The sequence below is a fragment of the Acidovorax sp. LjRoot38 genome, from assembly GCF_964252975.1.
GTDB classification, from domain to species: domain Bacteria; phylum Pseudomonadota; class Gammaproteobacteria; order Burkholderiales; family Burkholderiaceae_C; genus Acidovorax; species Acidovorax facilis.
Window position 1 is genome coordinate 153111 of record NZ_CAXUPT020000011.1, and the last position, 22153, is coordinate 175263.

Below are 22153 nucleotides of genomic sequence, written 5' to 3' on the forward strand. Positions count from 1 at the left end.
GGCAAGCGCCCTGTGGGCGTAGCGAGCGGCCCGAGGTGGGGGTGCTGTACCGCAGTCGTACTCCCGTACGGCGAGGAACACCGCCCCCAGATCGGGCCGCGCAGTAGCCCAATGGGTGCTTGCCTATTTGTAGTAGCCGGCCTTCTTCATTTCGCGGTCTGCCGACACCTGGCTGGCCTTGAGCGCAGCGTCCACCGTCGTCTTGCCCGCCAGTGCTGCGCTCATCTGCTGACCCACCGCGATGCCGATGGCCTGGAACTCAGGAATGGCCGCGAACTGCACGCCCACGTACGGGCTCTTGGGCAGGGTCGAATCGGTCGGGTTGGCCGAGTCGATGGCGGTCTTCTCTGCGGCGGCAAAACGCGCGGCCTTCTGGAATTCCGGCGAGGCGTAGGTGCTCTTGCGCGTGCCGGTGGGCACGTTGGCCCAGCCGTTGGTCTTGGCCACCAGCTGGATGTAGTCCTTGCTGGTGGACCAGGTGATGAACTTCTGCGCGGCGTCGACCTTTTTGGAACCAGCCGGGATGGCCAGATTCCACGACCACAGCCAGTTGGCGCCCTTGGGCGTGTTCATGGTGGGCGCCTGGGCAAAGGCCATCTGGTCGGCCACCTTGGACTGCTTGGGGTCGGCCACGAACGATGCCGCAATGGTCGCGTCCACCCACATGCCGCACTTGCCCGAGTTGGTCAGCGCCAGGATCTCGTTGAAGCTGTTGGCGGCAGAGCCGGGCGGGCCGTAGTTCTTGAGCAGGTCCACGTAGAAGTTGATCGCGTCCTTCCAGGGCTTGGACTCGAGCTGCGGCTTCCACTGCATGTCGAACCACTGGCCACCAAAGGTGTTGACCAGCGTGGTCAGGAACGCCATGTTGTCGCCCCAGCCCGGCTTGCCGCGCAGGCAGATGCCGTACACCCCGTTCTTGGGGTCGTGCATCTTGGCGGCCAGGTCCTTGATCTGCGGCCAGGTGGGACGCTCGGGAACCTGCACGCCCGCCTTGTCGGCCAGGTCCTTGCGGTACATGAGCATCGAGCTTTCGCCGTAGAACGGCGCAGCGAACAGCTTGCCGTCGATGGACAGGCCGTTGCGCACGGCGGGCAGCAGGTCGTCCACGTCGTACGCAGCGTCGGTTTTCAGCTCCTGCAGCCAGCCCTTCTTGCCCCAGATGGGCGCCTCGTACATGCCGATGGTCATCACGTCGAACTGGCCGCCCTTGGTGGCGATGTCGGTGGTCACGCGCTGGCGCAGCACGCCTTCTTCCAGCGTGACCCACTTGAGCTTGATGTCGGGGTTGGCCTGCTCGAAGTTTTTGCTGAGCTTTTGCATCTCGATCATGTGGCCGTTGTTCACGGTGGCAATGACCAGCTCGGTCTGCGCGCTGGCGGCGTCGCACAGCGACAGGGCCAGTGCAGCGGCCAGGGCGAGGCGCTGAGGAGCAAAAACACGGGGGGAATGTGGCATCGGAATGTCTCCTTCGTAATTGGTATGGGATCGACCGTTCAACGCCAGTGCAGGCATACGGCATTGACGAACTGAACGATACCGATGCTGCAATGCTCGATTGGTACTCCAGATGCCTCCACAAATACTAATTTGCACCAGATACTCAGGATTTATACCTAGAGGTGTCAACAGGGTATCTAACCAACCAGGAAGAGAGGGGCCGGACCCCCAGCACGGTTAGTCGCGGATGCCCCAAATCACTATCAAATCAATAGCTTTTGGCGCTTATCTATCAAGCGGTAGAGGCCAATTTAATCCATATTTCGTGCACCAAGGCCCACCGGGGAAGACACCACTACCCCCTCCTCCATCCATTTGTCCGTCCGCCCACGGCAGCACTGCTCCCGTCAGAAATCCACCGTGGCAGAGAGAGTCACCGTGCGAGGACTTCCCACATACAGCCAGTTGCCGGAGCCGCTGGACCAGTAGTTGCGGTTGAACAGGTTGTCCACGCCCGCGCGCAGCACCAGCGGCCGGCTCCACGCCTGGGTCTTGTAGCGGGCACCGATGTCCCAGCGCGTCCAGCCCGGAATGCGCCGCAGGTTTGCGGCGTCCACATGCTGCGCGCTGCTGGAGATCATGCGGGCCGACAGCGTCAGTCCTGGAACGGCAGCCACGTCGTGGTCGCTGCCCAGGTTGAGCTGCCAGCGCGACACATTGGGTGCGGCGTTGCCGTTGTAGGTGCCGCCTTCGGTTTTGGTCAGCCGGGCATCGTTGAAGGTCACGCCGCCCAGCAGGCGCGTGCCCCGGGCCACCTCGCCGAAGACATTGAGTTCAACGCCGCGGTTGCGCTGCTCTGCACCGACCTGGTAGGTGAACGTGCCATCGCCGTTGGACGCCACCAGCCCGCTCGGCTTCTGGATGTGGAACAGGCTCGCTGTGGTGCTGAAGCGGCCCCAATCGGCCTTCACGCCCACCTCCCGCTGCTTCGTCCGGACCGGCGGGAACACCTGCCCGGCGTTGGTGGTGCCCAGCGGCGCTGAATCGCCCTGGACCAGCCCTTCGATGTAATTGCCGTAGAGCGATACGTGCGGCTGTAGCTTGAACACCGCCGCCAGCGCCGGCGTTACCGCGTGCTCGTCGTACGCGGTGCTGCCTGCCCCGGTGGTGGTGTCGTACTTGACGACCTTCACGCGCTGGTAGCGGGCACCCAGGGTGACGGCCAGGCGGTCTTGCCACAGCGAGACGGTGTCTGACAGCGCCACAGACGGCAACTGCAAGGAATCGGTCTGTGGCGGCCGCGATGAGAAACCGTCGATGGACGGACGCGCGGTGGCCGCGGGCGCATACATGTTCGTGGCGAAGCTGTCGAAGCCGTAGTACTGCGCCGTGAAGCCGCTGTCCTTCTTCAGGTACGACGCATGCAGGTGGATGCGATGCGTGAGTTCGCCGGAACGCACCGTGCCTTGCAGGCCGCCTTGCACGGTGCGGTAGTTCGTCCAGTTGGGCCAGAAGTACGTGGTGGCCTGCGCATCGCCCTGCACGCTGGTCACGAACACGTCGGTGGCGAGGTAGCGGGACCGCGTGTGGCTGCCACCCGCGGCTGCAGAGAGCGTCCAGTCCGGGGTGAGGTCGTACTCGGCTTTGGCCAGAAGGTAGTTGCTCTGCGACCTGGCGAACTCCCAGTCCTGCGCGACGCGATGGCTGGCCCGGGGCGGCCTGGGGATGGCAATGGCGTCGTCGATGCCAAAGCCCGCGGCGCCTTGCGGCGCTTCGTTGTTCATCGTCTGGTGGCCGGCATCTACCGAGGCCCGCAGCTGGCTGCCCCGGTAGTCCACGGCCAGCGCCGCAGCCCCCAGCTCGACGGACTGGCCCTGGGTGGCGGTCTTCCCGTCACGGTAGACGCCGTTGAAGCGCACACCCCACTGGTGGTCGTCGCCGAACCGGCGGCCCACGTCCAGGTGGCCGCCCAGGTTGCCCTTGGACAGGTAAGTGGTGGTCAGGCGGGTCAGCGGCACATCGCCCGCCCGCTTGGGCACCAGGTTGATGGCGCCGCCCACCGCGCCGCCCGCCCCAGGTGCCATGCCGTTGAGCAGCGCGTTGGGGCCCTTGAGCACCTCGACGCGCTCGGCCGCTTCGACCGCCACGGCACGGTTGGTGGCGATGCCTCCGATGCCGTCGAACAGCACCGAGTCCTGCACCGAGAAGCCGCGGATCAGAAAGATGTCGCCCCCCGCAGCAGCGTTCGTCAGGCTGTAGGACACCGTGCGCACGGACGGGTCGTTGGCCAGCACATCGGCCACGGTGATCGCCTGCTGGTCCTGCATGAGTTCGGCCGTATAGCTGGTGATGTGAAACGGCGTGTCCATCAGGCTCTGCTGACCCAGCAGGCCGACCCGGCTGCCCGTGGCGACCTGGCCGCCGGCATAGGCGGGCGGCAAATCGCCGGGCGCTGCCTCGGCGCTGGCCGTCACGGTGACGGCGCCCAGGGTGGCGGCATCGCTGAGCCGGGGTGCCTGCACTGCAGGGCGCGATGCCTCGCGCAGCGTGAAGACGCCGCCCGTGGCCTGCCGCAGCTCCAGCCCCGAACCCGCCAGCGCGCGGCGCAGTGCCTCGGGTGCATCGAAGCGGCCCCGTACAGGCGCCGCGTTGCGGCCTTCCACCAACTGCGCATCGGCGGTGAGGGCCAGGCCTGCGTCGCGCGCGATGCGGTTCAGGGCAGCCCCCAATGGCCCGGCGGGCAGGTCGTAGTCGCGCACCGCCGCAGCGCTGGCCGTGGCCGCGGGGGTCTCTGCCGTGGCTGGCTGTGCAGCCACCGCAGAGGCCGCCAGCGCGAGCAGCAGCGCCGCAGCGCAGGGGTTCAGCGGAAAGGGGAGAACAGCAGAGGGCATGGGTCAGGCTCCGAAACGGGTCACGTCAGAAAAGAGGGGCAACCGCGCGGATGCACGGTCTCTGTCTGATTGCCGAACGGGTGCCGAAAAGTGAGAGGGGGCCGGGGCAATTTCTTTTTCGGGCCGGCATCGTTGGTGGATGGGGTGCCAGCTGGCAGCGGCGCTCTGGGTTGATCTGCTTCGGCGGGTTGATCTGGGTTGAACTGAATGGAACCGTCGATCAGCCGCACCAAGTCACTCATTTTTTTATAGCTGCCAGTGCTTACCCATCAAGCGGTAGCGGCCGATTTTCCTTATATTTTCCTCCTCAGGGCGCAGCACGCGGCTTGAGCGTGACCCACCAGCGCGTGGTCCAGACCACCTCCACCGGCACGGCCGCGGTCAGCGCCAGCAGGGCCTGGTCGGTGTCCGCCAGGGGCAGCGTGCCCGTCACACGCAACCCGGCCACACGGGGGTCGACACCCAGGTGGCCGACCCGGTGCCGCGCCAGCATGGCCACCACCTCGCCCAAGGGTTGGTTGTCCACGACCAGCATGCCGTCCTTCCAGGCGTCGGCATCGGGCGGGGCCACCCACGGGTCCACCCGCCCGCCCTCCAGCCGCGCGCCCTGCCCGGCCGACACGATGCGCTCGGCACTGCACGGCTCGGACGCTGCTGCCGCACAGTTCGCCGGGCGGGCCGCAACGGCCGACTGGGTGACCGCGACCTCGGTGGCGGGCGCGCCACGGCCCTGCGCCCCATCGCTGCCAGCGGTGTGCGCCTGTGTCCAGCGGCGTACGGTGAAGCGGGTGCCCAGGGCGCGCAGGCTGCCGTCCTCGGTCAGCACGACGAACGGGCGCCGCTCAGCCGGGTCGGCATGGCTGGTTTCCACGGCCACCTCGCCCGCGCGCAGGTGGATGGCGCGCTGGCCTTGGCTGAACACGATGTCCACAGCGCTGCGGGTGTTCAGGTGCAGCACGGTCTGGTCGGGCAGCACGATGGTGCGGCGCTCGCCGGTCGCGGTGCGGTGGTCGGCCAGCAGCTGGCCCACGGGCTGGTAGCGGTCCAGCACCAGCACCCCGCAGGCCACCGCCAATGCCAGGCCCAGCACGGCGCCCGCCACGCGGGCAGGACGGCGCTGGCGCGGTGGCAGCAGCAACGCTGCGCGGGCTCCGGGACCTGCGGCGGCTCGGGCCAAGTGATGGTCGATGTCGCCCAGCTGGCGCCAGGCGCGGGCATGGTCGGGGTGTGCGGCCAGCCAGTCGGCCAGGGCTTGGGCGTCCGCCGGCGAGTTATCACCCTCGCCCTGGCGCAGTTGCCAGCCGATGGCGGCCTCCAGCACGGCAGGCGGCACGGGGTGGTCGTCGCCTGTACCACCAGGTGGGCCGCCCATTGTCCAGCCCGCACTGCTCACGCCGCGCCGCCAAAACGCAGGTGGTAGGCGTGGCGCATGGCGTTGGCCAGGTATTGGCGCACGCGGGGCACCGACACCTGCAGCCGCTCGGCAATCTCTGCATGCGTGAGACCATCGAGCCGGTTCATGAGCCATGCTGCGCGCGTTTTGGGCGTCAGGCCCTGCAACAATGCATCGACCGCGTGGAGCATCTGCACGGCGGCCAGGCGCTCTTCGGGGGATGGCTGCAGCACCTCGGGCTGCAGGGCCAGGTCTGCCAGGTAGGCGCGCTCCAGTTCACCCCGGCGCCAGAAGTCCACCAGCAGCCCGCGTGCCACCGTGGTCAGGTAGGCGCGCGGCTCGCGCATCGCGTCGGGGGCGATGGCGGTCGGCCGTGCGAGCAGGCGCACGAAGGTGTCCTGCGCCAGGTCGGCCGCATCGTCGGCACAACCGAGCCGCCGGCGCAGCCAGGACTGCAGCCATCCGTGGTGGTGGCTGTAGAGCGCGTGCAGGGGATGAGCGGCAGACATGGCGTGACGGCCTTTTTGAGAATGATTCTCGATTATAGAAACACATTCCCGCCCAGATCCTGGGCACGCCACCACGCGGACAGGTCGGCTGCGAGCTCAGCGCCGCGCGTTTTCCATCATCGTGGCAACGTGGGCCGGCAGGGTCTTCGGGGTCCCCAGGTCCTGCACGTCCCATTCCTCCCCGCCGGTCAGCAGCCATACGCGTACCGTGTCGGTGGCGGCGTGGATCACGATGGCGGCCGCCGCCGTGTCGCCTGCGTCCGGCCGGTTGCCGGTGATGTAGAGCATGGAGCCGTCTTGCCGCAGCGGCCCACTCACCTGCAGGTTGTCCAGCAGCACGTTGTAGTTGGCGAGACCGAGCAGCCCACGCAGCCGCTCGGCCAGCGGGCCGGCACGCAGGAAGTCTGAGCCCCCGACCGGATAGTTGCCTACCTGGGTTTGCAGGTTCCCCCAGGGATTGGCGGGCGCGGCAGGTACGTCGTTGGGCACAGGACGCGCGACCTTGCGCGGCGCAGTGGGCGCGGTGGGTACCGTACCCACGCAACCCGGCAGCAGCACCGCCAACGCAAGAGCGGCCAGCACGGCGCGTGACAAAGGGGCTGGAGAGACAGGGCGCATGATCGGGGGCTTCTTTCTAGAAAGGGCAGCTGGGCGAAAAGGTCTGCGAGCTTAGCCGGTTCCAGCCGGCAGCCGCCCCCCTAAAATCGCGTCTTTCGCCTTCCAACCGCCATGACAGAACACGCCCGCCCCGTCCGCTCACAATACGAAGACTTCATGCGCCACGTGTTCACCCATGGCGTGGACAAGTCGGACCGCACGGGCACCGGCACCAAGAGCGTGTTCGGCCACCAGATGCGGTTTGATTTGAAAGAAGGCTTCCCGCTGGTCACCACGAAGAAGGTGCACCTCAAATCCATCATCCAGGAGTTGCTGTGGTTCCTGACGGGGTCGAGCAACAACAACTGGCTCAAGGAGCGCGGCGTGACCATCTGGGACGAATGGGCGCGCGAAGACGGCGACCTGGGCCCGGTGTACGGCGTGCAGTGGCGCAGCTGGCCGACGCCGGACGGCGGGCACATCGACCAGATCAGCGACGTGATCAATACGCTCAAAACCAACCCCGACTCGCGCCGCATCATCGTGAGCGCCTGGAACGTGGCCGAGCTGCACAAGATGGCGCTCATGCCCTGCCATGCGTTCTTCCAGTTCTACGTGGCCCCGGCACAAGAACCCGGCGGGCGCGGCACGCTGAGCTGCCAGCTGTACCAGCGCAGCGCAGACATCTTCCTCGGAGTGCCCTTCAACATCGCCAGCTATGCACTGCTGACCCACATGGTGGCCCAGCAGTGCGACCTGGACGTGGGCGACTTCATCTGGACGGGCGGCGACTGCCACATCTACAGCAACCACCACGAGCAGGTGCAGACCCAGCTGGCGCGCACGCCCTACCCCTACCCGGTCTTGAACATCAAACGCAAGCCCGACAGCATCTTTGATTACGAGTACGAAGACTTTGAAGTGCTGGACTACCAGTGCCACCCCGCCATCAAGGCCCCTGTGGCCGTTTGATCAGCCGACATCCCTCTTTGGTACCCCCTACCTCTTGAGTCCCAAGGGCAGAGTCAACAGCGCCTTGCCTGCTTCCACCCAACACCACGAGCTTTTATCCATGTCTTCCGGCGGATTTCACGTACACGGCCCCCACGACCACGCGGTGGAGCATGCCACCCACGGCGACCACGCTGCAGCGCACGGCACCGACAGCAACTCGTCGATGAACAAGATCGCCATGTTCACCGCCATCGTGGCCACGGTGGGTGCCATCTTTGCCTACATGGGCGGCGCCACGCAAGCCAATGCCGGCCTGCTCAAGAACGACGCAGCCATCAAGAAGACCGAAGCGTCCAACCAGTGGAATTACTTCCAGTCCAAGAGCACCAAGCAATCCCTGGCCGAGCTGGCCCGCGACCTGGCGCCCGATGACCGCAAGGCGGGCTACCAGACCAAGGTGGAGCGCTACGAGGCCGAGAAAAACGAGATCAAGGTGGTGGCCGAAAAACTCGAAGCCGACGCCCATGAGTTCGACCGCAAGAGCGAGGCCCAGATGCACCAGCACCACCGCTGGGCACAGGCCACCACGGCGCTGCAGGTGGCGATCGCCCTGGCCGCCATTGCGTTGCTGACCAAGAAAAAATGGCTGGAGTACGGCATGTACGGCGTGGCTGCCGTGGGCCTGGGCGTGGGCGCCCTCGCCGCCTTGCATATCTGAAACAAGGAAGCCCCACCATGCCCCTGCACCTCATCTACGCCCGCGCCGCCAACGGCGTCATTGGCAAGGACAACACCATCCCATGGCACATCCCGGAGGACATGGCGCACTTCAAGCAACTCACGCAGGGCTGCGCCGTCATCATGGGCCGCAAGACCTGGGACTCATTGCCCCCGCGTTTTCGCCCCCTGCCCGGCCGCACCAACATCGTGGTCACGCGCCAGGGCGACTGGCAGGCCGAGGGCGCCGTGCGCGCCACCAGCCTGCAGGATGCGCTGCAGCAGGCACCTGCCGATCAGACGGTGTGGGTGATAGGCGGCGCGCAGATCTACGCCGAGGCCCTGCCCCTGGCCGACCGCCTGGAAGTGACCGAGATCGACCAGGATTTCGACGGGGATGCCTACGCGCCCACGCTGGGTGCGCCGTGGACAGAATCCGCACGCAGCCGCCACGTCAGCACCAAGGGGCTGCCCTTCAGCTTTGTGACCTACGTGCGCGCAGGTTGACACGGCTCCGGAACGCAAAGCTCATCAATTGATAGCACTTAGCGCTTACCCATCAAGCGCTGGAGGCAAAAAACATGCAAATCGCCACCTGGAATGTCAACTCCCTCACCGTCCGCCTGCCCCAGGTGCTGGCCTGGCTCGCGGCCAACCCGGTCGATGCGCTGTGCCTGCAAGAGCTCAAGCTCACCGACGACAAATTTCCGCACGACACGTTCAAGGAGGCAGGCTATGAGGCCGTGACTTTTGGCCAGAAGACCTACAACGGCGTCGCTATCCTGAGCCGCCACGCCATGCGCGACGTGGTGCGCAACATCCCCGGGCACACGGACGAGCAGGCCCGCGTCATTGCCGCCACGCTGGACACGCCCGGCGGTGAACTGCGCCTGGTGAACTGCTACTTCGTGAACGGCCAGGCCCCGGGATCGGAGAAGTTTGCCTACAAGATGCTGTGGCTTGCGGCGCTGCATCGCTGGCTGCGTGAAGAGCTGCTGGCCCACCCGCGCCTGGCGCTGCTGGGTGACTTCAACGTAGCGCCCGAAGACCGCGATTCGTTCGACCCGGTGGGGCTCAAAGACACCATCCACCACACGGTGGAAGAGCGCCAGCATTTCCAGGACCTGATTGCCCTGGGCCTGACAGACACCTTCCGCATGTTCGAGCAGCCCGAGAAAAGCTACTCATGGTGGGACTACCGCATGCTCGGGTTTCAGAAGAACCGGGGGCTGCGCATTGACCACATTCTGGTGAGCGATGCACTGCGTGCGAGTGTGACCGCCTGCACGGTAGACCGCGCCCCCCGCAAGAACCCACAACCCAGCGACCACGCGCCCGTGGTGCTCACCATGGCATAACAACCCTTGACGACGCGGGCCGTGCGACAACAAGCTGGACGCCCGGCATACACAAAAGGCTGCAAGGAAAATCCTTGCAGCCTTTGTTTTTGGGGAATCGGCGCGCAAGAAACCTGCGTCCAAAAGTCCCTGCGGCCTATGGCCTATGACTTGCGACGCGCTGTGAGCCCCTGAACGAAACCCCAGCGCGCAAGCTGTGCCCTATCAGCTGTTGGCGAACGTGTCGCGCAGGCCACGTACTTCATCGTGGTTGCGCTGCGCGCCCTGCGACTGGCGCTCTACCAGGGCCCGCACATCCAGCGGCAGGGTGGCCTTCAGGGCCTTGCGGTAACGGGCCACGGCAGCGTCCTCGCCGCGTTCGCATTCCTGCAGCACGGCCTTGTCGTCGTGCACAGACAGTGCGGATTTCACCGACACCCAGCCGCGGTGCAGCGCGCCAGCCACGGTGCCGCCTGAAGCAGGCTCGCCCCCCAGGCGACGCACCTCGTGCTCCAGTTCGACAGCGGCGGCCGCACATTCGCGCGCATGGCGCTGGAACACGCTCTTGAGCTGGGCAGAGTCGGCATGCTCGGCGCAGGCGGTGAAGCCGTATTCGCCATCGCGGGACGACTCCAGCAGGTCGTTGAGAACATCCACCACGTCTTCGTTGTCCACGACATCCATGGGGCGGTCGTCGTTCAGGCTGGAGCGCGAGACCCGTTCCCAGGCGGCGCGGGCGGCGGGGCGGGCATCCGTCCAGGCCAGGCCGTCCGAATGGCGCGCCCGCCAGTCATCGGCCAGGCGGGGTTCCACCGCCTCAAAATCGCCTTCATAGCGGCCCACCGACGACCAGCCCAGTTCGTAGGCAGGGCGGTATTGTTCGTAGGTGCGGCCACCCACGTAATAAGGCTCGCGGTGGAAGCTTTCGCGCCAGTAGGCATCTTCCTCGGTGGGGTTGACCGCCTCGGCGGCAGCCTTGCCCGCCAGGCCGCCGGCTACCGCACCGGCCACGCCGCCAATGGCTGCGCCGACCGGGCCGCCAAAGGCACCTGCTGCGGCACCCGCAGCGGCGCCACCCAGGGCAGCACCGACCCCGGTTCCGACGGGATGGGAACCCGGTTCATTGGTCAAAGGGTCACGGTTGGCATCGTTGAAATCCGACATAGAAGCTCTCCGGTTGGTTGACAGTGCCTTCATTGTTGAAGTCACTCCCGGAGGGCTGGGTCGGCCCAAGGAGGGCCTGCTTGTAGGACATTGGGAGGTGTGCCTGCCCCGGCATCCGCCAAGACAGACCCACCTCGAGCACTACAAAATTTATAGCTCCTAACGCTTTACCATCAAGCGCTAGAGGTTATTTTTATGCCTCATCGGGCGCATCCAGGCCCAGCTCCTGGATCTTGCGTGTGATGGTGTTGCGACCAATGCCCAGGCGCTGCGCGGCTTCCATGCGGCGCCCATGGGTGGCGGTGAGCGCGGTGCGGATCAGGCGCGATTCGAACCGCCGCGTAAGGGCGTCCCACACTTCGGGCTGGCCGCCCGCAAGCAGCTTCTGCGCCTCGGTCTCCAGCGCCTGCTCCCAGGTCGCCGCAGTGCCAACGGTGGCAGCTATGCCGCCCGAACCCGTCGCCATCTGCGCCTCGGCGGGCCAGTGGGGCGTAGCGCCCAGCGCCGGGGTGGCAGAGGCCGCAATACCGCCCACCAGGGGCTGCGTGGCGACAGTGGCAGATTGTGGCAGCCCTCCCACCAGCTCCACCGCCGGCGCAGGGGTTGGCATTGGGGCAGCAACGGCGTGCACGGCAGTTACCGCCGCAGACGGATCACTGCCGGGTCGGGGAGCGGGTTGGTAAAGGGGCGCTTCCAGCACTTCGGGCGGCAGATCCTGCAGCGAGATGACCTGGGCGGGCGCCATCACCGTGAGCCAGTGGCAGATGTTCTCCAGCTGGCGCACATTGCCCGGAAAGGCGAACTGCTCCAGCCGTGCGATGGCCGAGTCGGCAATGCGCTTGGGCTCCACACCCAGTTGCCGCGCGCTTTGCTGCAGGAAATGGCGAGTGAGCACGGGCACGTCCTCGTGCCGCTCGCGCAGCGCGGGCAGGCGCAGGCGGATGACGTTGAGACGGTGGAACAAGTCTTCGCGAAAGCCCCCCTCCTTCACGCGCCGCTCCAGGTCCTGGTGGGTGGCAGCGATCACGCGCACATGGGCCTTCACGGCCGCATGGCCGCCCACACGGTAGAACTGGCCGTCCGACAGCACACGCAGCAGGCGCGTCTGCAGGTCGAACGGCATGTCGCCGATTTCATCGAGGAACAGCGTGCCGCCCTCGGCCTGCTCGAAGCGGCCGCGCCGCTGCGTCTGTGCGCCGGTGAAGGCGCCGCGCTCGTGGCCGAAGAGTTCAGATTCGAGCAGGTCCTTGGGGATGGCCGCCGTGTTGATGGCGACAAAGGGTCCGTCTGCGACCGGCGAGTGCTTGTGCAGCGCGCGCGCCACGAGCTCCTTGCCCGAGCCCGATTCGCCGGTGATCAGCACCGTGACCTGGCTTTGGCTCAAGCGGCCGATGGCGCGGAACACGTCCTGCATGGCGGGTGCCTGGCCGAGCATCTCCGGGGCTTCGGCCTGGCGCTCTTCGGTCACTTCCTCGCGCTGGCTTTCTTCGACCGCGCGGCGGATGAGCTCCACCGCCTTGGGCAGGTCAAATGGCTTGGGCAGATACTCGAACGCGCCGCGCTGGAAGGCCGACACGGCGCTGTCCAGGTCGGAGTACGCCGTCATGATGATGACGGGCAGGCCTGGCTGCAGTTCGCGCACTTTTTCCAGCAGTTGCAGGCCGGAGCCGCCAGGCATGCGAATGTCGCTTACCAGGACCTGGGGGCCTTGCCGCGCCGGGTCTCCGGGGGTGATATCGGCCAGCGCGTCCAGCACTTCGCGGGGGTGCGTGAAGCTGCGCGTAGGCAGGTTCTCGCGGGCCAGCGCCTTTTCGAGGACGAAGCGGATCGAGGGGTCGTCATCTACTATCCAGATCGGCTTCATATGTTTTTCTTACCTTCCCTGTGGTTGCGTGTCAGGGACCATCTGCGCTTTTAAGGCAAGGGAATCAGGATGCGGAAATCGGTGCGACCCGGTACGCTGTCGCATTCGATCAACCCATGATGGCGCTGCACGAAGGTTTGTGCCAACGTGAGCCCCAGCCCTGACCCGCCGTCCCGACCCGATACCAGAGGGTAAAAAATCCGCTCCTTGATCGCATCAGGCACGCCCGGTCCGTTGTCGATGACATGCAATTCCAGTGCCAGCCGATAGCGCTGGCGACCAAACGTTACTTGTCTCGCAACACGGGTGCGCAGTGTGATCGTCGCCTCACCCTCTGCGATGCGCTCGGTCAACGCCTGGGCTGCGTTCTGCACGATGTTCAGCAGCGCCTGGATGAGCTGGGCGCGGTCGCCCCGGAACTCAGGGATCGAGGTGTCGTAGTCGCGCAGCACCTTGAGGCCCTGGGGGTACTCCACCAGCACCAGAGACCGCACGCGCTCGCACACCTCATGAATATTGACGTCACCCACCAGGTGGGGATGGCGATGGGGTGCCAGCAGCCGATCTACCAGGCTTTGCAAGCGGTCGGCCTCGTGGATGATGACCTGGGTGTACTCGGTCAGTTCGCGGCTTTCAAGCTCCATCTCCAGCAGTTGCGCAGCACCGCGAATCCCGCCCAGCGGGTTCTTGATCTCGTGGGCCAGGTTGCGGATCAACTCCTTGTTGGCCTGGGCCTGGTCCAGCAGGCGCTCCTCGCGGTCCTGGCGGGCCTGCTGCTCCAGCGGCCACAGCTCCACCAGGATTTCGCCGACCTGCTCCGCATCGGCCACGCTCACATGCACGGGCACCGGGTCCTGGTGCTGGCGCTTGAGGCTGGCTTCATACCGCAGGGCCGCGAAGTCCTTGCCCCGCGCGCCCGCCAATGCGGTCTGTAGCAAGGCGGGGTCGGTGAAGAAGGTGGAGAAGTCCACCCCCTCCAGGGTGCGGCGCGAGAGGCCGAGCGCGTTCTCCAGCGCTGCATTGGCGAATTGCACGGCGCCATCAGCGCGCAGCACCGCCACCAGGGTGGACATCAGGTCCAGCGAATGAAAGCGCCCCGTGTCGGAGGAAGGGGCTTCTGTGAAAGGTGAGGAACTCACACGCGTGCCAAACGAGGGAAAGAGATTCAGTTGGCCGGAAGACGGGCGATTTCGCGCTTGATGCCTGCGATATCGCTTTCGCTGCGGGCGACGCTGGCCTTGAGTTCTGCCGTGCGCTCCATGTAGCGCTGCGGGTTGCGCAGGTCGAGCGCGTTGCGCTCCGGCGCGCCACCGTTGTATTCCTTCACCAGCTCGGCATGGCGCGCCTCGGCCTTGCGCAACTCGGATTCGAGGATGGCACGGGCATCGGCATCGCGGGCCTTCTGGTCGTTGGTGGCGACACGGGGTGCAGACGGGGGAGATGCGGCGGGAGCTGTGCCCGCCCCAGCCCCGGTTCCCGCCGCTGGCGCTGCCGTTGCGGCGCCTGCAGGTCGGGTGCCCTGGACCACGGTGACGTTGCCTCCCTCAACCAGCTTGCAGCCGCGCTCCTTGGCCTGCTGGGCGTTGTTGGTGTATTCGTTGCCGCAACGGTAGATGCGGTCTTGCGCCCATGCGGCGGGAGCCGTCGCGGCGATCAGTAACAGGGTGATGAGCGTTTTCTTCATTCGGTTTCCTCGCACTGCCATGCAGGGGTTCGGGGAGTATCCCCCAATCACCACACATCGCCAATCCAACACCAGCAGCCCCGCACAGGGCTTTGTACAAGGATGCAACGGCCCAGCCAGTGGTTCCGTTTCAGCGAAACCCGATCCTTGAGCGCAATAAAAAAAGGCGGCCGGGGCCGCCTTTGTGAGGCTAATGGCCTGCAGGCAGGCGATTACAGGGAGTAGTACATGTCGTACTCGACAGGGTGAGGTGCCATGCGGAAACGCGTGACTTCGCCCATCTTGAGTTCGATGTAGGCATCCAGCATGGAGTCGGTAAAGACGCCACCCTTGGTAAGGAAACCACGGTCCTTGTCCAGATACTCGAGCGCTTGGTCCAGGCTGTGGCACACGGTGGGCACCAGCTTGTCTTCTTCGGGCGGCAGATGGTACAGATCCTTCGTGGCGGCTTCGCCGGGATGGATCTTGTTTTCCACACCGTCCAGGCCCGCCATCATCAGTGCCGAGAAGCACAGGTAAGGGTTGGCCGATGGATCGGGGAAACGCGCTTCGATACGGCGGCCCTTGGGGTTAGCCACGTAAGGAATGCGGATCGAGGCCGAGCGGTTGCGGGCCGAGTAGGCCAGCTTCACAGGGGCTTCAAAGCCGGGCACCAAGCGCTTGTAGGAGTTGGTGCCGGGGTTGGTGATGGCGTTCAGGGCACGTGCGTGCTTGATGATGCCGCCGATGTAGTACAGCGCAAAGTCGCTCAGGCCAGCATAGCCGTCGCCTGCGAACAGGTTCTTGCCGTCCTTCCAGATGGACTGGTGCACGTGCATGCCGGAGCCGTTGTCGCCAGCGTAGGGCTTGGGCATGAAGGTGGCGGTCTTGCCGTAGGCGTTGGCCACGTTCCAGACCACGTACTTCAGGACCTGCGTCCAGTCAGCGCGCTCGACCAGCGTGCTGAAACGCGTACCGATTTCGTTCTGGCCAGCGCCCGCCACTTCGTGGTGGAACACTTCGACCGGGATGCCCAGGGATTCGAGGATCAGGGACATCTCAGCGCGCATGTCTTGCGTGCTGTCGACGGGAGGCACTGGGAAGTAGCCACCCTTGACGGTGGGACGGTGACCACGGTTGCCGCCTTCGAGCTTGGCGCCCGAGTTCCAGGGGGCTTCGTACTCTTCGATCTCGAACATGACCTTGCCGGGTTCGTTGGACCAACGCACGCCGTCGAAGATGAAGAATTCTGGCTCTGGGCCGAAGAACGCCGTGTCGCCCAAGCCGGAGGCCTTGAGGTAGGCTTCAGCGCGCTTGGCGATGGAGCGTGGATCGCGGTCGTAGGCCTTGCCGTCACCGGGTTCGATCACATCGCACTGCAGGAACAGTGTGGTTTCTTCAAAGAAGGGGTCGATGTTGGCGGTGCTGGGGTCGGGCATGAGTTGCATGTCCGAGGCTTCAATGCCCTTCCAGCCGGCTACCGAGGAGCCATCAAATGCATGGCCGGACGTGAACTTGTCTTCGTCGAAGTGGGACACAGGCACGGTCACGTGCTGTTCCTTGCCACGGGTATCGGTGAAACGGAAGTCAACGAACTTGACTTCGTTCTCCTTCACCATCTTCATCACGTCTGCAACGGTCTTGGCCATCAGGTTCTCCTGGATAAAGCGCTTGTTGAAAAAAGGAATTTGCTGAAATAAAAGCAGTTTGCGTGCCAGCTGGGTGCAGCCGCCGCACTATGAAGGAGCACTAAGGACTGCAGTCCGAGGGCGCATCCGCCGAACCGCACCAATTTAGTGCAAACCTGCTATGAACACAGGGCATCACAAGCTGCGCACCAATTCAGGGCCGCAATTTGCACCAAATTCGTGCAACCCCCGTTTCAGATCCTGCCATGCAGCGGGAACGAGGGGAGCAGGACCTTTGACACCCAGTTCAATATGCCGCCCGTATTGTGGATGATCCACGCTGGGCAAACTGAACACCCGAACGTTCGGGTGCGTTTTTTCGATGCGCTCCATGAGGGGCGTCAAAGCCGCTTCCATGGCCCCATAGACCACCACCGACTGCTCGGTCTGTGGCGTGCGGTTGAACAACGCTGCGTAGTGCTGGTCCAGCACCCACTCGATCATCGGCCAGGCCATGACAGGGAATCCAGGAACAAAATGCACGGCCCCTCCACGACCGCCCTCGCAACTGAACCCGGGGATCTTGTTGTAAGGGTTGGGAATGATGTGGGCACCTGCCGGAAACACCCCCATGTTGAGCCGGTGCACGTTGTCGGGACGGTCCGGCTCATACGTCACACCCTGCTCCTGGGCCACGTCCTGCATGCGCTCGCGGATCAGAGCCTCAGCGTCGGGGTGTAGTACCAGGTCCCGGCCCAGGGCGCGCGCGGCGCATTGGCGGGTGTGGTCGTCCGGCGTTGCGCCAATGCCACCGCAGGAAAACACCACGTCACCCGACGCAAAAGCGCGCTGCAGCGTGGCCGTGATGCGGTCCGGGTTGTCGCCCACGTAGTCGGCGTAGGTCAGCGAAAGCCCTCGCGCTGACAGCAGTTCAATGACCTTGGGCATGTGCTTGTCGGCACGCTTGCCAGACAGGATTTCATCACCCACGATGATCAGACCGAAAGATGGGATCATGGTGCAGGGGTTCCGTTGGCAGGAGATGGGGGGGCAGAAAGAACAGCAGTGGGCGACGCCGCAGGCGGCAGCGCGGAATGCGCGGGCTCCCCCGCGTCTGCAGCCTTCGGTGTAGACACTTCAACGGGTGTTCCCCCTGTGCCCTCTGCGCGCAAGCGCTCCAGGGCTGCCAGGCAATAGTGGGTGAACCAGAGGGAAGAGAACGCAAAAACCAGGGTGTAGATCCAGATCGCAAGCGGCACCAGGATAAAAAAAGCCGCAGCAAAGACCACGCCTGAGGCCCACACGATGCTGGGCGCCGCCCCGAGGTAGCCGGTGAGAATGCCAATACCCAGCAGGCTGCTGCGGTGGCGGCGGAAAATCTCTTGCCGCTCTTCCTTGCTGGCATGGTCAGCCAGCGCATCAAACACCATCACGCGGTAGGTCAGCCACCCCCAGATCAAGGGGGGCAGGATGAGCACCAGCGGTGGCACCAGCCACAGGGGCACCGACACCACCAAGGCGATCAATGCCAGCACGGTGGAGCCGACCGACCAGGCCACGCTGGCGATGAAGGAACCACCCTTCTTGCGCTCCAGCACAGGGAAGCGCCGATCCGCCACCAACGCCACCAATGCGGGCGTCATGAGCACCGCGACCACCAGCAGCGAGACCACCACCAAAGCCGGAGCCACCGCCAAAACCACCATGAGGGGCGCCACGACGGAGGTGACATCACCCAACCCCCACCCTTGCAGCCAATTCCAGAAGCTGGCAAGGAGCGGAGAGGCATCCAGCAGCGCACGCATGCCCTGCACGGCTCCATCCCAATAAAAATAGCCCAGCCCCAACGCCAGCCCCACCATCAGCAGCAACGGCAAAACGGACAGGGCCATGACGCGGGGCCGCAGGCAATAGGCCGCAGCACGCCAGAAAGAATCAAGCAAAAGTCCCATGCCGACAAGCATACCTTCTTGACCGCGTGGAGGGTCTTTCAGGCCTTGCCCAGCAGCCTCAGAACACCCCGCCATTGCTGCGACCAAAAGCCCCTGCCATAGTCGCGCAAGCGCCCGTCTGGCCCCGGCTCCACCTGATCGCGCACGCCCGTGGGATCAAAACGCAATTCAAAGTTGGCCGTGCGCATCAGCATGTCCCACCAGGGCAGCAATACGCCGAAGTTGTGCCCGCCCAGCACCACGCGGTATCTGGCGCCCTGCGCAGCAGCAGCCTCCCCTGACAATGGCTTGACGGTCTCATGGCCGATTCCGATGCTGTGGTGCAGCCGGTGAAACCGCGGACTGATCCACAGCCGCTCGCCCCAACGCCCAAACCACAGGCGCACATTGGCGTGCTGAAAGCTCTCGCTGAGCTGCGTGATGGCCACGATAGCGATGAACTGTCCAGGTGCCACACCGATGAGCTGCGCCACCACCACCAGGATGGTGTCGCGCAGCACGTCGTCCAGCAGATGGTTGCGGTTGTCGCTCCACATGGTCATCTGGCGCTGCGCGTGGTGCAAGGAATGCAGGCGCCACCACCATTCAAAGTGGTGCTGCCCCCGGTGAATCCAGTAGTCCACGAAGTCGAACACAACCAGGTACAGCAGCAGGCTGACCCAGGGTACGTCGGTGAACCCAGGCCAGAGGCCATCAACCTGGAAGGTGCTGATGCCAGCCACTCGCAATGCCCCAAAGATGGAATCCATCAACGGGTCCACCGCGAGGAAGAGACCCAGGCGAAACAGCCCCAGCCGGTGAATCAGCGTGTAGAGAATGTCGGTGCGGATCGTCGCGCGGTCGGTCACCGCCTCCACCGGCCGCCAATGCTGCAATGGGCCAATCACTGCGGCGATCACCACCAGCTGCAGCAGCCCCACCAGCACCCATCCAGCGGCCTCGTAGCCATTTTCGAGCTGGTTCCCCAAACCGATAGCAAACATCACTGGCTGCAACAGGCTCTCGAAAAGCCATTGCTGAGCCGCATCAAAGCCATTGCCTAGCCAACCCATTGCGTCATGCTCCGTCTATCTCTCACCACACACGCCCTTGCTCCGAACGGCCTCCACGATCTGCCTCGCCTCCTCCACCGCATTCAGCGCCTCACCAACGGCGCGTAGTCAGGGTGTTCTCGCAGCGTGCGAAAGCAGAATCCGCGCTCCTTCAGCCCGACGATCAGCGGCTCCAGCACGGCAGGCGCCCAGGGATCCTTGCGTGACCAGATCCCCAGGTGCGCAAGCAGAATGTCGCCACTGCGCACATCCCGCAAAGCCTTGTTCAGCAACGTGGTGTTGCTGGCCTTTTCACTGGGCAACTCATCGCCCAGGAATCCCGCCGGTGACCACCCCACATGCGTGTACCCACATGCGCGGGCACTGGCAAGCAACTGCGGCGAAGTCTTTCCACCTGGGGCGCGAAACAAGGGCAAGGGTATTTTGCCGGTCACGTGCTTCAAGCGATCTGCGGCCCGAGCGATCTCCTCACAATAACCGGCGGCCGTCAGCACAAAATCCTGCCCCGCGCGCGGCCCGGCCGATGGTCGAACACGGAACGAAGGGGCCTGCGCCGATCCCAGATCCGCGCGCCAATAGGTGTGGTCCCAGGTGTGGGATGCAAATTCGTGCCCCTCAGCGGCCCGAGCGTGCCACCAGGAAGCCCAGTGGTCGCTCAGGCTGCCACCCCCTTCCTGGGTGCGTTCGTTGGCGGCGAAAAACGTCACGCGTACCTGCTGGCGTGCGAGAACGTCGGCGACCAAAGGCGCCACGGCCATATGGCCAGTATCGAAGGTCAGATAGAGAGGCTTTTTACAGTCTTTTTGGGCACTAGCGCTGGATACAAAAACGCTAGTAGCTACAAAATATATAGCAAAACAAAATCGCAGAGACACTCCCCTGCGAGGCGCCGACGCCCGCACACCATCGCCAATCAGCGGGGCGCGTGTTGCAACGTCCATACGCCATGGGGCGACTTGCCCACAGTGACCTGCCGCACGACCTTCTTGGCCTCGGTATCCACCACAGAGAGCTTGCGAGCCCAGCGGGAACTCACATAAATGAAGCGGCCATCGGCCGACACTTCCATACAGTCCGGCCCACCGGGTACCGGATAGGATTCGACCACCTGCTGGGTGGTCATGTCGATCTTGCTGATGGAATTGGCCACCCGGTTGCTGACATACAGGTGGCGCCCGTCGCCGGCTGCGCGAAAAGCGTGGGCACCATTGCCCGTTTTGATCTTCTTGATGCTCACGGGCTCGCGTCCCGAGACGTCAAATACCTCCACGCTGTCGCTACCCGTCAGGCCCACAAAAAGGCGCTTGTCGTCTGGGCTGCCATATACGTCCGCCGGCATAGCACCCGTCTTGGTGCGCCACTTGATCGTCTGCGTTGCGATATCGATGGCCACCAGCTCATCGCTATCCTGCATGGTGGAATACACCGTGGTGCTGCGACTGTCGATCCACAAATGGCTGGGAGTCCGGGAGGTGGCCACCCGCTGGACGAGGGTCAACTCCTTCCCGTCCCAACGGTAAAAATCCACATGGTTCAAACGATTGGCAGCGGTGATGAACCACTTCATGTCGGGTGTGAACCGCAGGTGGTATGGGTCCACAATGCCCCGCACCGTGCGCTGAATCTGCGCGGTGCGCGGATCCAGAAACGTCAGCGTATCCCCCAACGCATTGGCCACAATGATCGACTTCTCATCCGGCGTGAGATACAGATGGTGCGGCTCCTTGCCCGTCGGAATGCGGGCCGTCTCGGTCCAGGTCACCGGGTCAATAACACTGACATTGGCTTCGAGGGAGTTCAGCACAAACAGTGGAGGCGCGGCAGCCAGTGCCCCCCCTATTGAGATCCACAGCCCACCCAAGACAGCGCACGCGCGTGCAATCGAGAAAATCTTCACAGAACCACTTTCAACACAGCCAAGAAGTGTAGCTGTGCACTTACCAATACCTTGGGGGAGAACACGTAACATTCTTGATGTGGAACGAATTTCGGCGAGCAAAAGAGCACCTCACTCGACTGGCAACCACTGGCGCTCATCATGGATTCGTCAAGTCAGCGCATTCGCCGCCACGCTCTCGTCATCATCGAATCCTTCCAGAGATGTAGCGGTCGCTTCGCTTAGTCAGATCGCACACCAAGTAGCGCTTCACCATCTGTGGTCCAAGCCCCTCAGGACGACTGAGCCAGCAAGGACAGATCCTCCTGACTGAGCCATTTCCATGCCCCAGGAGGCAGGTCAGTGGGCAACACCAGAGCACCGATCTGCGACCGATGCAATCCCTCTACACGATTACCGACGGCAGCAAGCATACGCTTGACCTGATGGTACTTGCCCTCGGTCAGGGTGAGGTCCAGCCGATGGCTCGCAGTCTGCTCACAAGCCGCCGCTTTTACGGGCTTGGGGTCATCGTCCAGAACCACCCCCGCCAACAAGCTCGATATCTGTTTTTCATCGACTGGATGTTTGGTAGTGACCTGATAAACCTTGGGCACATGTTTCTTGGGCGAACTCATGCGGTGAATGAATTGCCCATCATCGCTCAACAACAGCAACCCGGTGGTGTCTTGGTCCAGTCGTCCTACGGCCTGCACCCCTTGCACCGCGCTTTTTGTTGGCCGCTGCCGCAAAGGGGCTGGCAACAAGGTATAGATGCTGGGATAGGTTGAGGGTTTTTGAGAGCACTCTGTCCCCGCCGGCTTGTGCAGCAGCACATAGGCTTTAGCGTGGTAGGGCCAATTGATGCCTTGGACCTGCAACTGCAGGCCTTCTGGGTCCAGCTTAGCAGTCGCATCGACGCACGGCTCGTAATCCTGAGTATCAGATGATGACCCGCGTATAGAAACCCAGCCCTGCTGAACCAGCCCCGCACAGACACGGCGGGTGCCAAAACCTTGGGAATACAAAATATCCTGGAGCTGCATAGAAAGGGGCAGGAAAAAGAATTCTTGAGTCACAAAGCAAAACGCCCCTCTACTCGATTGAGCAGAAGGGCGA

At 64.2% G+C, this 22153-nt stretch carries 20 protein-coding genes; 4 read left to right on the forward strand and 16 right to left on the reverse strand.

All coding sequences use genetic code 11. The features are described 5' to 3' along the window. Positions 1-123 precede the first annotated feature (123 nt). The 5 genes from ACSQ22_RS19375 to ACSQ22_RS19395 all read right to left on the reverse strand — a co-directional run bounded on the left by ACSQ22_RS19375 (position 124) and on the right by ACSQ22_RS19395 (position 6848). Entirely contained in the window at positions 124-1455 is a 1332-nt protein-coding gene (locus ACSQ22_RS19375; RefSeq protein ID WP_436131268.1) for an ABC transporter substrate-binding protein, read from the reverse strand. Between the two features lie 389 nt (positions 1456-1844). Continuing rightward, positions 1845-4328 (reverse strand): TonB-dependent siderophore receptor, encoded by a 2484-nt coding sequence (locus ACSQ22_RS19380; protein WP_436131269.1) that lies wholly within the window; start codon positions 4326-4328, stop codon positions 1845-1847. Between the two features lie 307 nt (positions 4329-4635). Further along, on the reverse strand, positions 4636-5700 hold the full coding sequence (locus tag ACSQ22_RS19385) for a FecR family protein (RefSeq protein ID WP_436131270.1): 1065 nt from the start codon (positions 5698-5700) through the stop codon (positions 4636-4638). Positions 5701-5717: 17 nt separating this feature from the next. After that, positions 5718-6230: a sigma-70 family RNA polymerase sigma factor gene (locus ACSQ22_RS19390; protein ID WP_436131271.1), complete on the reverse strand. Its 513-nt coding sequence runs from the start codon at positions 6228-6230 to the stop codon at positions 5718-5720. A 96-nt stretch (positions 6231-6326) separates the two neighbouring features. Next, positions 6327-6848, reverse strand: a complete 522-nt coding sequence (locus ACSQ22_RS19395) for a hypothetical protein (protein WP_176886432.1) — start codon at positions 6846-6848, stop codon at positions 6327-6329. A 111-nt stretch (positions 6849-6959) separates the two neighbouring features. Between ACSQ22_RS19395 and ACSQ22_RS19400 the strand changes: the two genes are divergently transcribed. From ACSQ22_RS19400 to xth, 4 genes are all read left to right on the forward strand, one after another. Beyond that, positions 6960-7799, forward strand: coding sequence for a thymidylate synthase (locus ACSQ22_RS19400; RefSeq protein ID WP_055400413.1), 840 nt, complete (start codon positions 6960-6962; stop codon positions 7797-7799). A gap of 100 nt (positions 7800-7899) precedes the next feature. After that, a complete protein-coding gene (locus ACSQ22_RS19405; protein ID WP_055400411.1) occupies positions 7900-8499 on the forward strand; it encodes a DUF4337 domain-containing protein in 600 nt (199 codons plus the stop codon). A gap of 17 nt (positions 8500-8516) precedes the next feature. Continuing rightward, positions 8517-9005: a dihydrofolate reductase gene (locus ACSQ22_RS19410; RefSeq protein ID WP_055400409.1), complete on the forward strand. Its 489-nt coding sequence runs from the start codon at positions 8517-8519 to the stop codon at positions 9003-9005. 74 nt (positions 9006-9079) lie between these two features. Next, entirely contained in the window at positions 9080-9856 is a 777-nt protein-coding gene (xth, locus tag ACSQ22_RS19415) for an exodeoxyribonuclease III (protein WP_436131272.1), read from the forward strand. Positions 9857-10060: 204 nt separating this feature from the next. On the opposite strand, the gene ACSQ22_RS19420 is transcribed toward xth, so the two are convergent. The 11 genes from ACSQ22_RS19420 to ACSQ22_RS19470 form a co-directional block, all read right to left on the reverse strand. Then, a complete protein-coding gene (locus ACSQ22_RS19420) occupies positions 10061-10999 on the reverse strand; it encodes a ferritin-like domain-containing protein (RefSeq protein ID WP_055397175.1) in 939 nt (312 codons plus the stop codon). A 193-nt stretch (positions 11000-11192) separates the two neighbouring features. Beyond that, on the reverse strand, positions 11193-12863 hold the full coding sequence (ntrC, locus tag ACSQ22_RS19425) for a nitrogen regulation protein NR(I) (protein ID WP_228897711.1): 1671 nt from the start codon (positions 12861-12863) through the stop codon (positions 11193-11195). Positions 12864-12913: 50 nt separating this feature from the next. Continuing rightward, positions 12914-13936 carry a nitrogen regulation protein NR(II) gene (glnL, locus tag ACSQ22_RS19430; protein WP_010457747.1) on the reverse strand — a complete coding sequence of 341 codons (1023 nt, stop codon included), beginning with the start codon at positions 13934-13936 and terminating at the stop codon, positions 12914-12916. 92 nt (positions 13937-14028) lie between these two features. Beyond that, the gene (locus ACSQ22_RS19435; protein WP_055397181.1) at positions 14029-14547 is read right to left on the reverse strand and encodes a hypothetical protein; all 519 of its coding nucleotides are present in this window, start codon (positions 14545-14547) and stop codon (positions 14029-14031) included. Between the two features lie 212 nt (positions 14548-14759). Beyond that, positions 14760-16175 (reverse strand): type I glutamate--ammonia ligase, encoded by a 1416-nt coding sequence (gene glnA / locus ACSQ22_RS19440; RefSeq protein ID WP_121420585.1) that lies wholly within the window; start codon positions 16173-16175, stop codon positions 14760-14762. A gap of 174 nt (positions 16176-16349) precedes the next feature. Then, a complete protein-coding gene (locus tag ACSQ22_RS19445) occupies positions 16350-17171 on the reverse strand; it encodes a competence/damage-inducible protein A (RefSeq protein WP_436131273.1) in 822 nt (273 codons plus the stop codon). Continuing rightward, entirely contained in the window at positions 17168-18106 is a 939-nt protein-coding gene (locus ACSQ22_RS19450) for an EI24 domain-containing protein (RefSeq protein WP_436131274.1), read from the reverse strand. Before ACSQ22_RS19450 ends, ACSQ22_RS19445 begins: the two co-directional genes overlap by 4 nt. 38 nt (positions 18107-18144) lie before the next feature. Beyond that, positions 18145-19158 (reverse strand): sterol desaturase family protein, encoded by a 1014-nt coding sequence (locus ACSQ22_RS19455; protein WP_436131275.1) that lies wholly within the window; start codon positions 19156-19158, stop codon positions 18145-18147. Between the two features lie 83 nt (positions 19159-19241). Continuing rightward, the gene (locus tag ACSQ22_RS19460) at positions 19242-20099 is read right to left on the reverse strand and encodes a polysaccharide deacetylase family protein (protein ID WP_436131276.1); all 858 of its coding nucleotides are present in this window, start codon (positions 20097-20099) and stop codon (positions 19242-19244) included. Beyond that, positions 20072-21055, reverse strand: a complete 984-nt coding sequence (locus ACSQ22_RS19465) for a YncE family protein (RefSeq protein WP_121420589.1) — start codon at positions 21053-21055, stop codon at positions 20072-20074. The genes ACSQ22_RS19460 and ACSQ22_RS19465 overlap by 28 nt, the downstream gene beginning before the upstream one ends. Positions 21056-21327: 272 nt before the next feature. Beyond that, positions 21328-22080 (reverse strand): 16S rRNA pseudouridine(516) synthase, encoded by a 753-nt coding sequence (locus ACSQ22_RS19470; RefSeq protein ID WP_436131281.1) that lies wholly within the window; start codon positions 22078-22080, stop codon positions 21328-21330. Between the last annotated feature and the right edge of the window lie 73 nt (positions 22081-22153).

Excerpts from the sequence above, each read along its gene's own strand:
- ACSQ22_RS19375 (WP_436131268.1), bottom strand. The coding sequence starts at position 1,455 with ATGCCACATTCCCCCCGTGTTTTTGCTCCTCAGCGCCTCGCCCTGGCC.
- ACSQ22_RS19380 (WP_436131269.1), bottom strand. The coding sequence starts at position 4,328 with ATGCCCTCTGCTGTTCTCCCCTTTCCGCTGAACCCCTGCGCTGCGGCG.
- ACSQ22_RS19385 (WP_436131270.1), bottom strand. The coding sequence starts at position 5,700 with ATGGGCGGCCCACCTGGTGGTACAGGCGACGACCACCCCGTGCCGCCT.
- ACSQ22_RS19390 (WP_436131271.1), bottom strand. The coding sequence starts at position 6,230 with ATGTCTGCCGCTCATCCCCTGCACGCGCTCTACAGCCACCACCACGGA.
- ACSQ22_RS19395 (WP_176886432.1), bottom strand. The coding sequence starts at position 6,848 with ATGCGCCCTGTCTCTCCAGCCCCTTTGTCACGCGCCGTGCTGGCCGCT.
- ACSQ22_RS19400 (WP_055400413.1), top strand. The coding sequence starts at position 6,960 with ATGACAGAACACGCCCGCCCCGTCCGCTCACAATACGAAGACTTCATG.
- ACSQ22_RS19405 (WP_055400411.1), top strand. The coding sequence starts at position 7,900 with ATGTCTTCCGGCGGATTTCACGTACACGGCCCCCACGACCACGCGGTG.
- ACSQ22_RS19410 (WP_055400409.1), top strand. The coding sequence starts at position 8,517 with ATGCCCCTGCACCTCATCTACGCCCGCGCCGCCAACGGCGTCATTGGC.
- xth (WP_436131272.1), top strand. The coding sequence starts at position 9,080 with ATGCAAATCGCCACCTGGAATGTCAACTCCCTCACCGTCCGCCTGCCC.
- ACSQ22_RS19420 (WP_055397175.1), bottom strand. The coding sequence starts at position 10,999 with ATGTCGGATTTCAACGATGCCAACCGTGACCCTTTGACCAATGAACCG.
- ntrC (WP_228897711.1), bottom strand. The coding sequence starts at position 12,863 with ATGAAGCCGATCTGGATAGTAGATGACGACCCCTCGATCCGCTTCGTC.
- glnL (WP_010457747.1), bottom strand. The coding sequence starts at position 13,936 with ATGTCCACCCTGGTGGCGGTGCTGCGCGCTGATGGCGCCGTGCAATTC.
- ACSQ22_RS19435 (WP_055397181.1), bottom strand. The coding sequence starts at position 14,547 with ATGAAGAAAACGCTCATCACCCTGTTACTGATCGCCGCGACGGCTCCC.
- glnA (WP_121420585.1), bottom strand. The coding sequence starts at position 16,175 with ATGGCCAAGACCGTTGCAGACGTGATGAAGATGGTGAAGGAGAACGAA.
- ACSQ22_RS19445 (WP_436131273.1), bottom strand. The coding sequence starts at position 17,171 with ATGATCCCATCTTTCGGTCTGATCATCGTGGGTGATGAAATCCTGTCT.
- ACSQ22_RS19450 (WP_436131274.1), bottom strand. The coding sequence starts at position 18,106 with ATGGGACTTTTGCTTGATTCTTTCTGGCGTGCTGCGGCCTATTGCCTG.
- ACSQ22_RS19455 (WP_436131275.1), bottom strand. The coding sequence starts at position 19,158 with ATGGGTTGGCTAGGCAATGGCTTTGATGCGGCTCAGCAATGGCTTTTC.
- ACSQ22_RS19460 (WP_436131276.1), bottom strand. The coding sequence starts at position 20,099 with ATGGACGTTGCAACACGCGCCCCGCTGATTGGCGATGGTGTGCGGGCG.
- ACSQ22_RS19470 (WP_436131281.1), bottom strand. The coding sequence starts at position 22,080 with ATGCAGCTCCAGGATATTTTGTATTCCCAAGGTTTTGGCACCCGCCGT.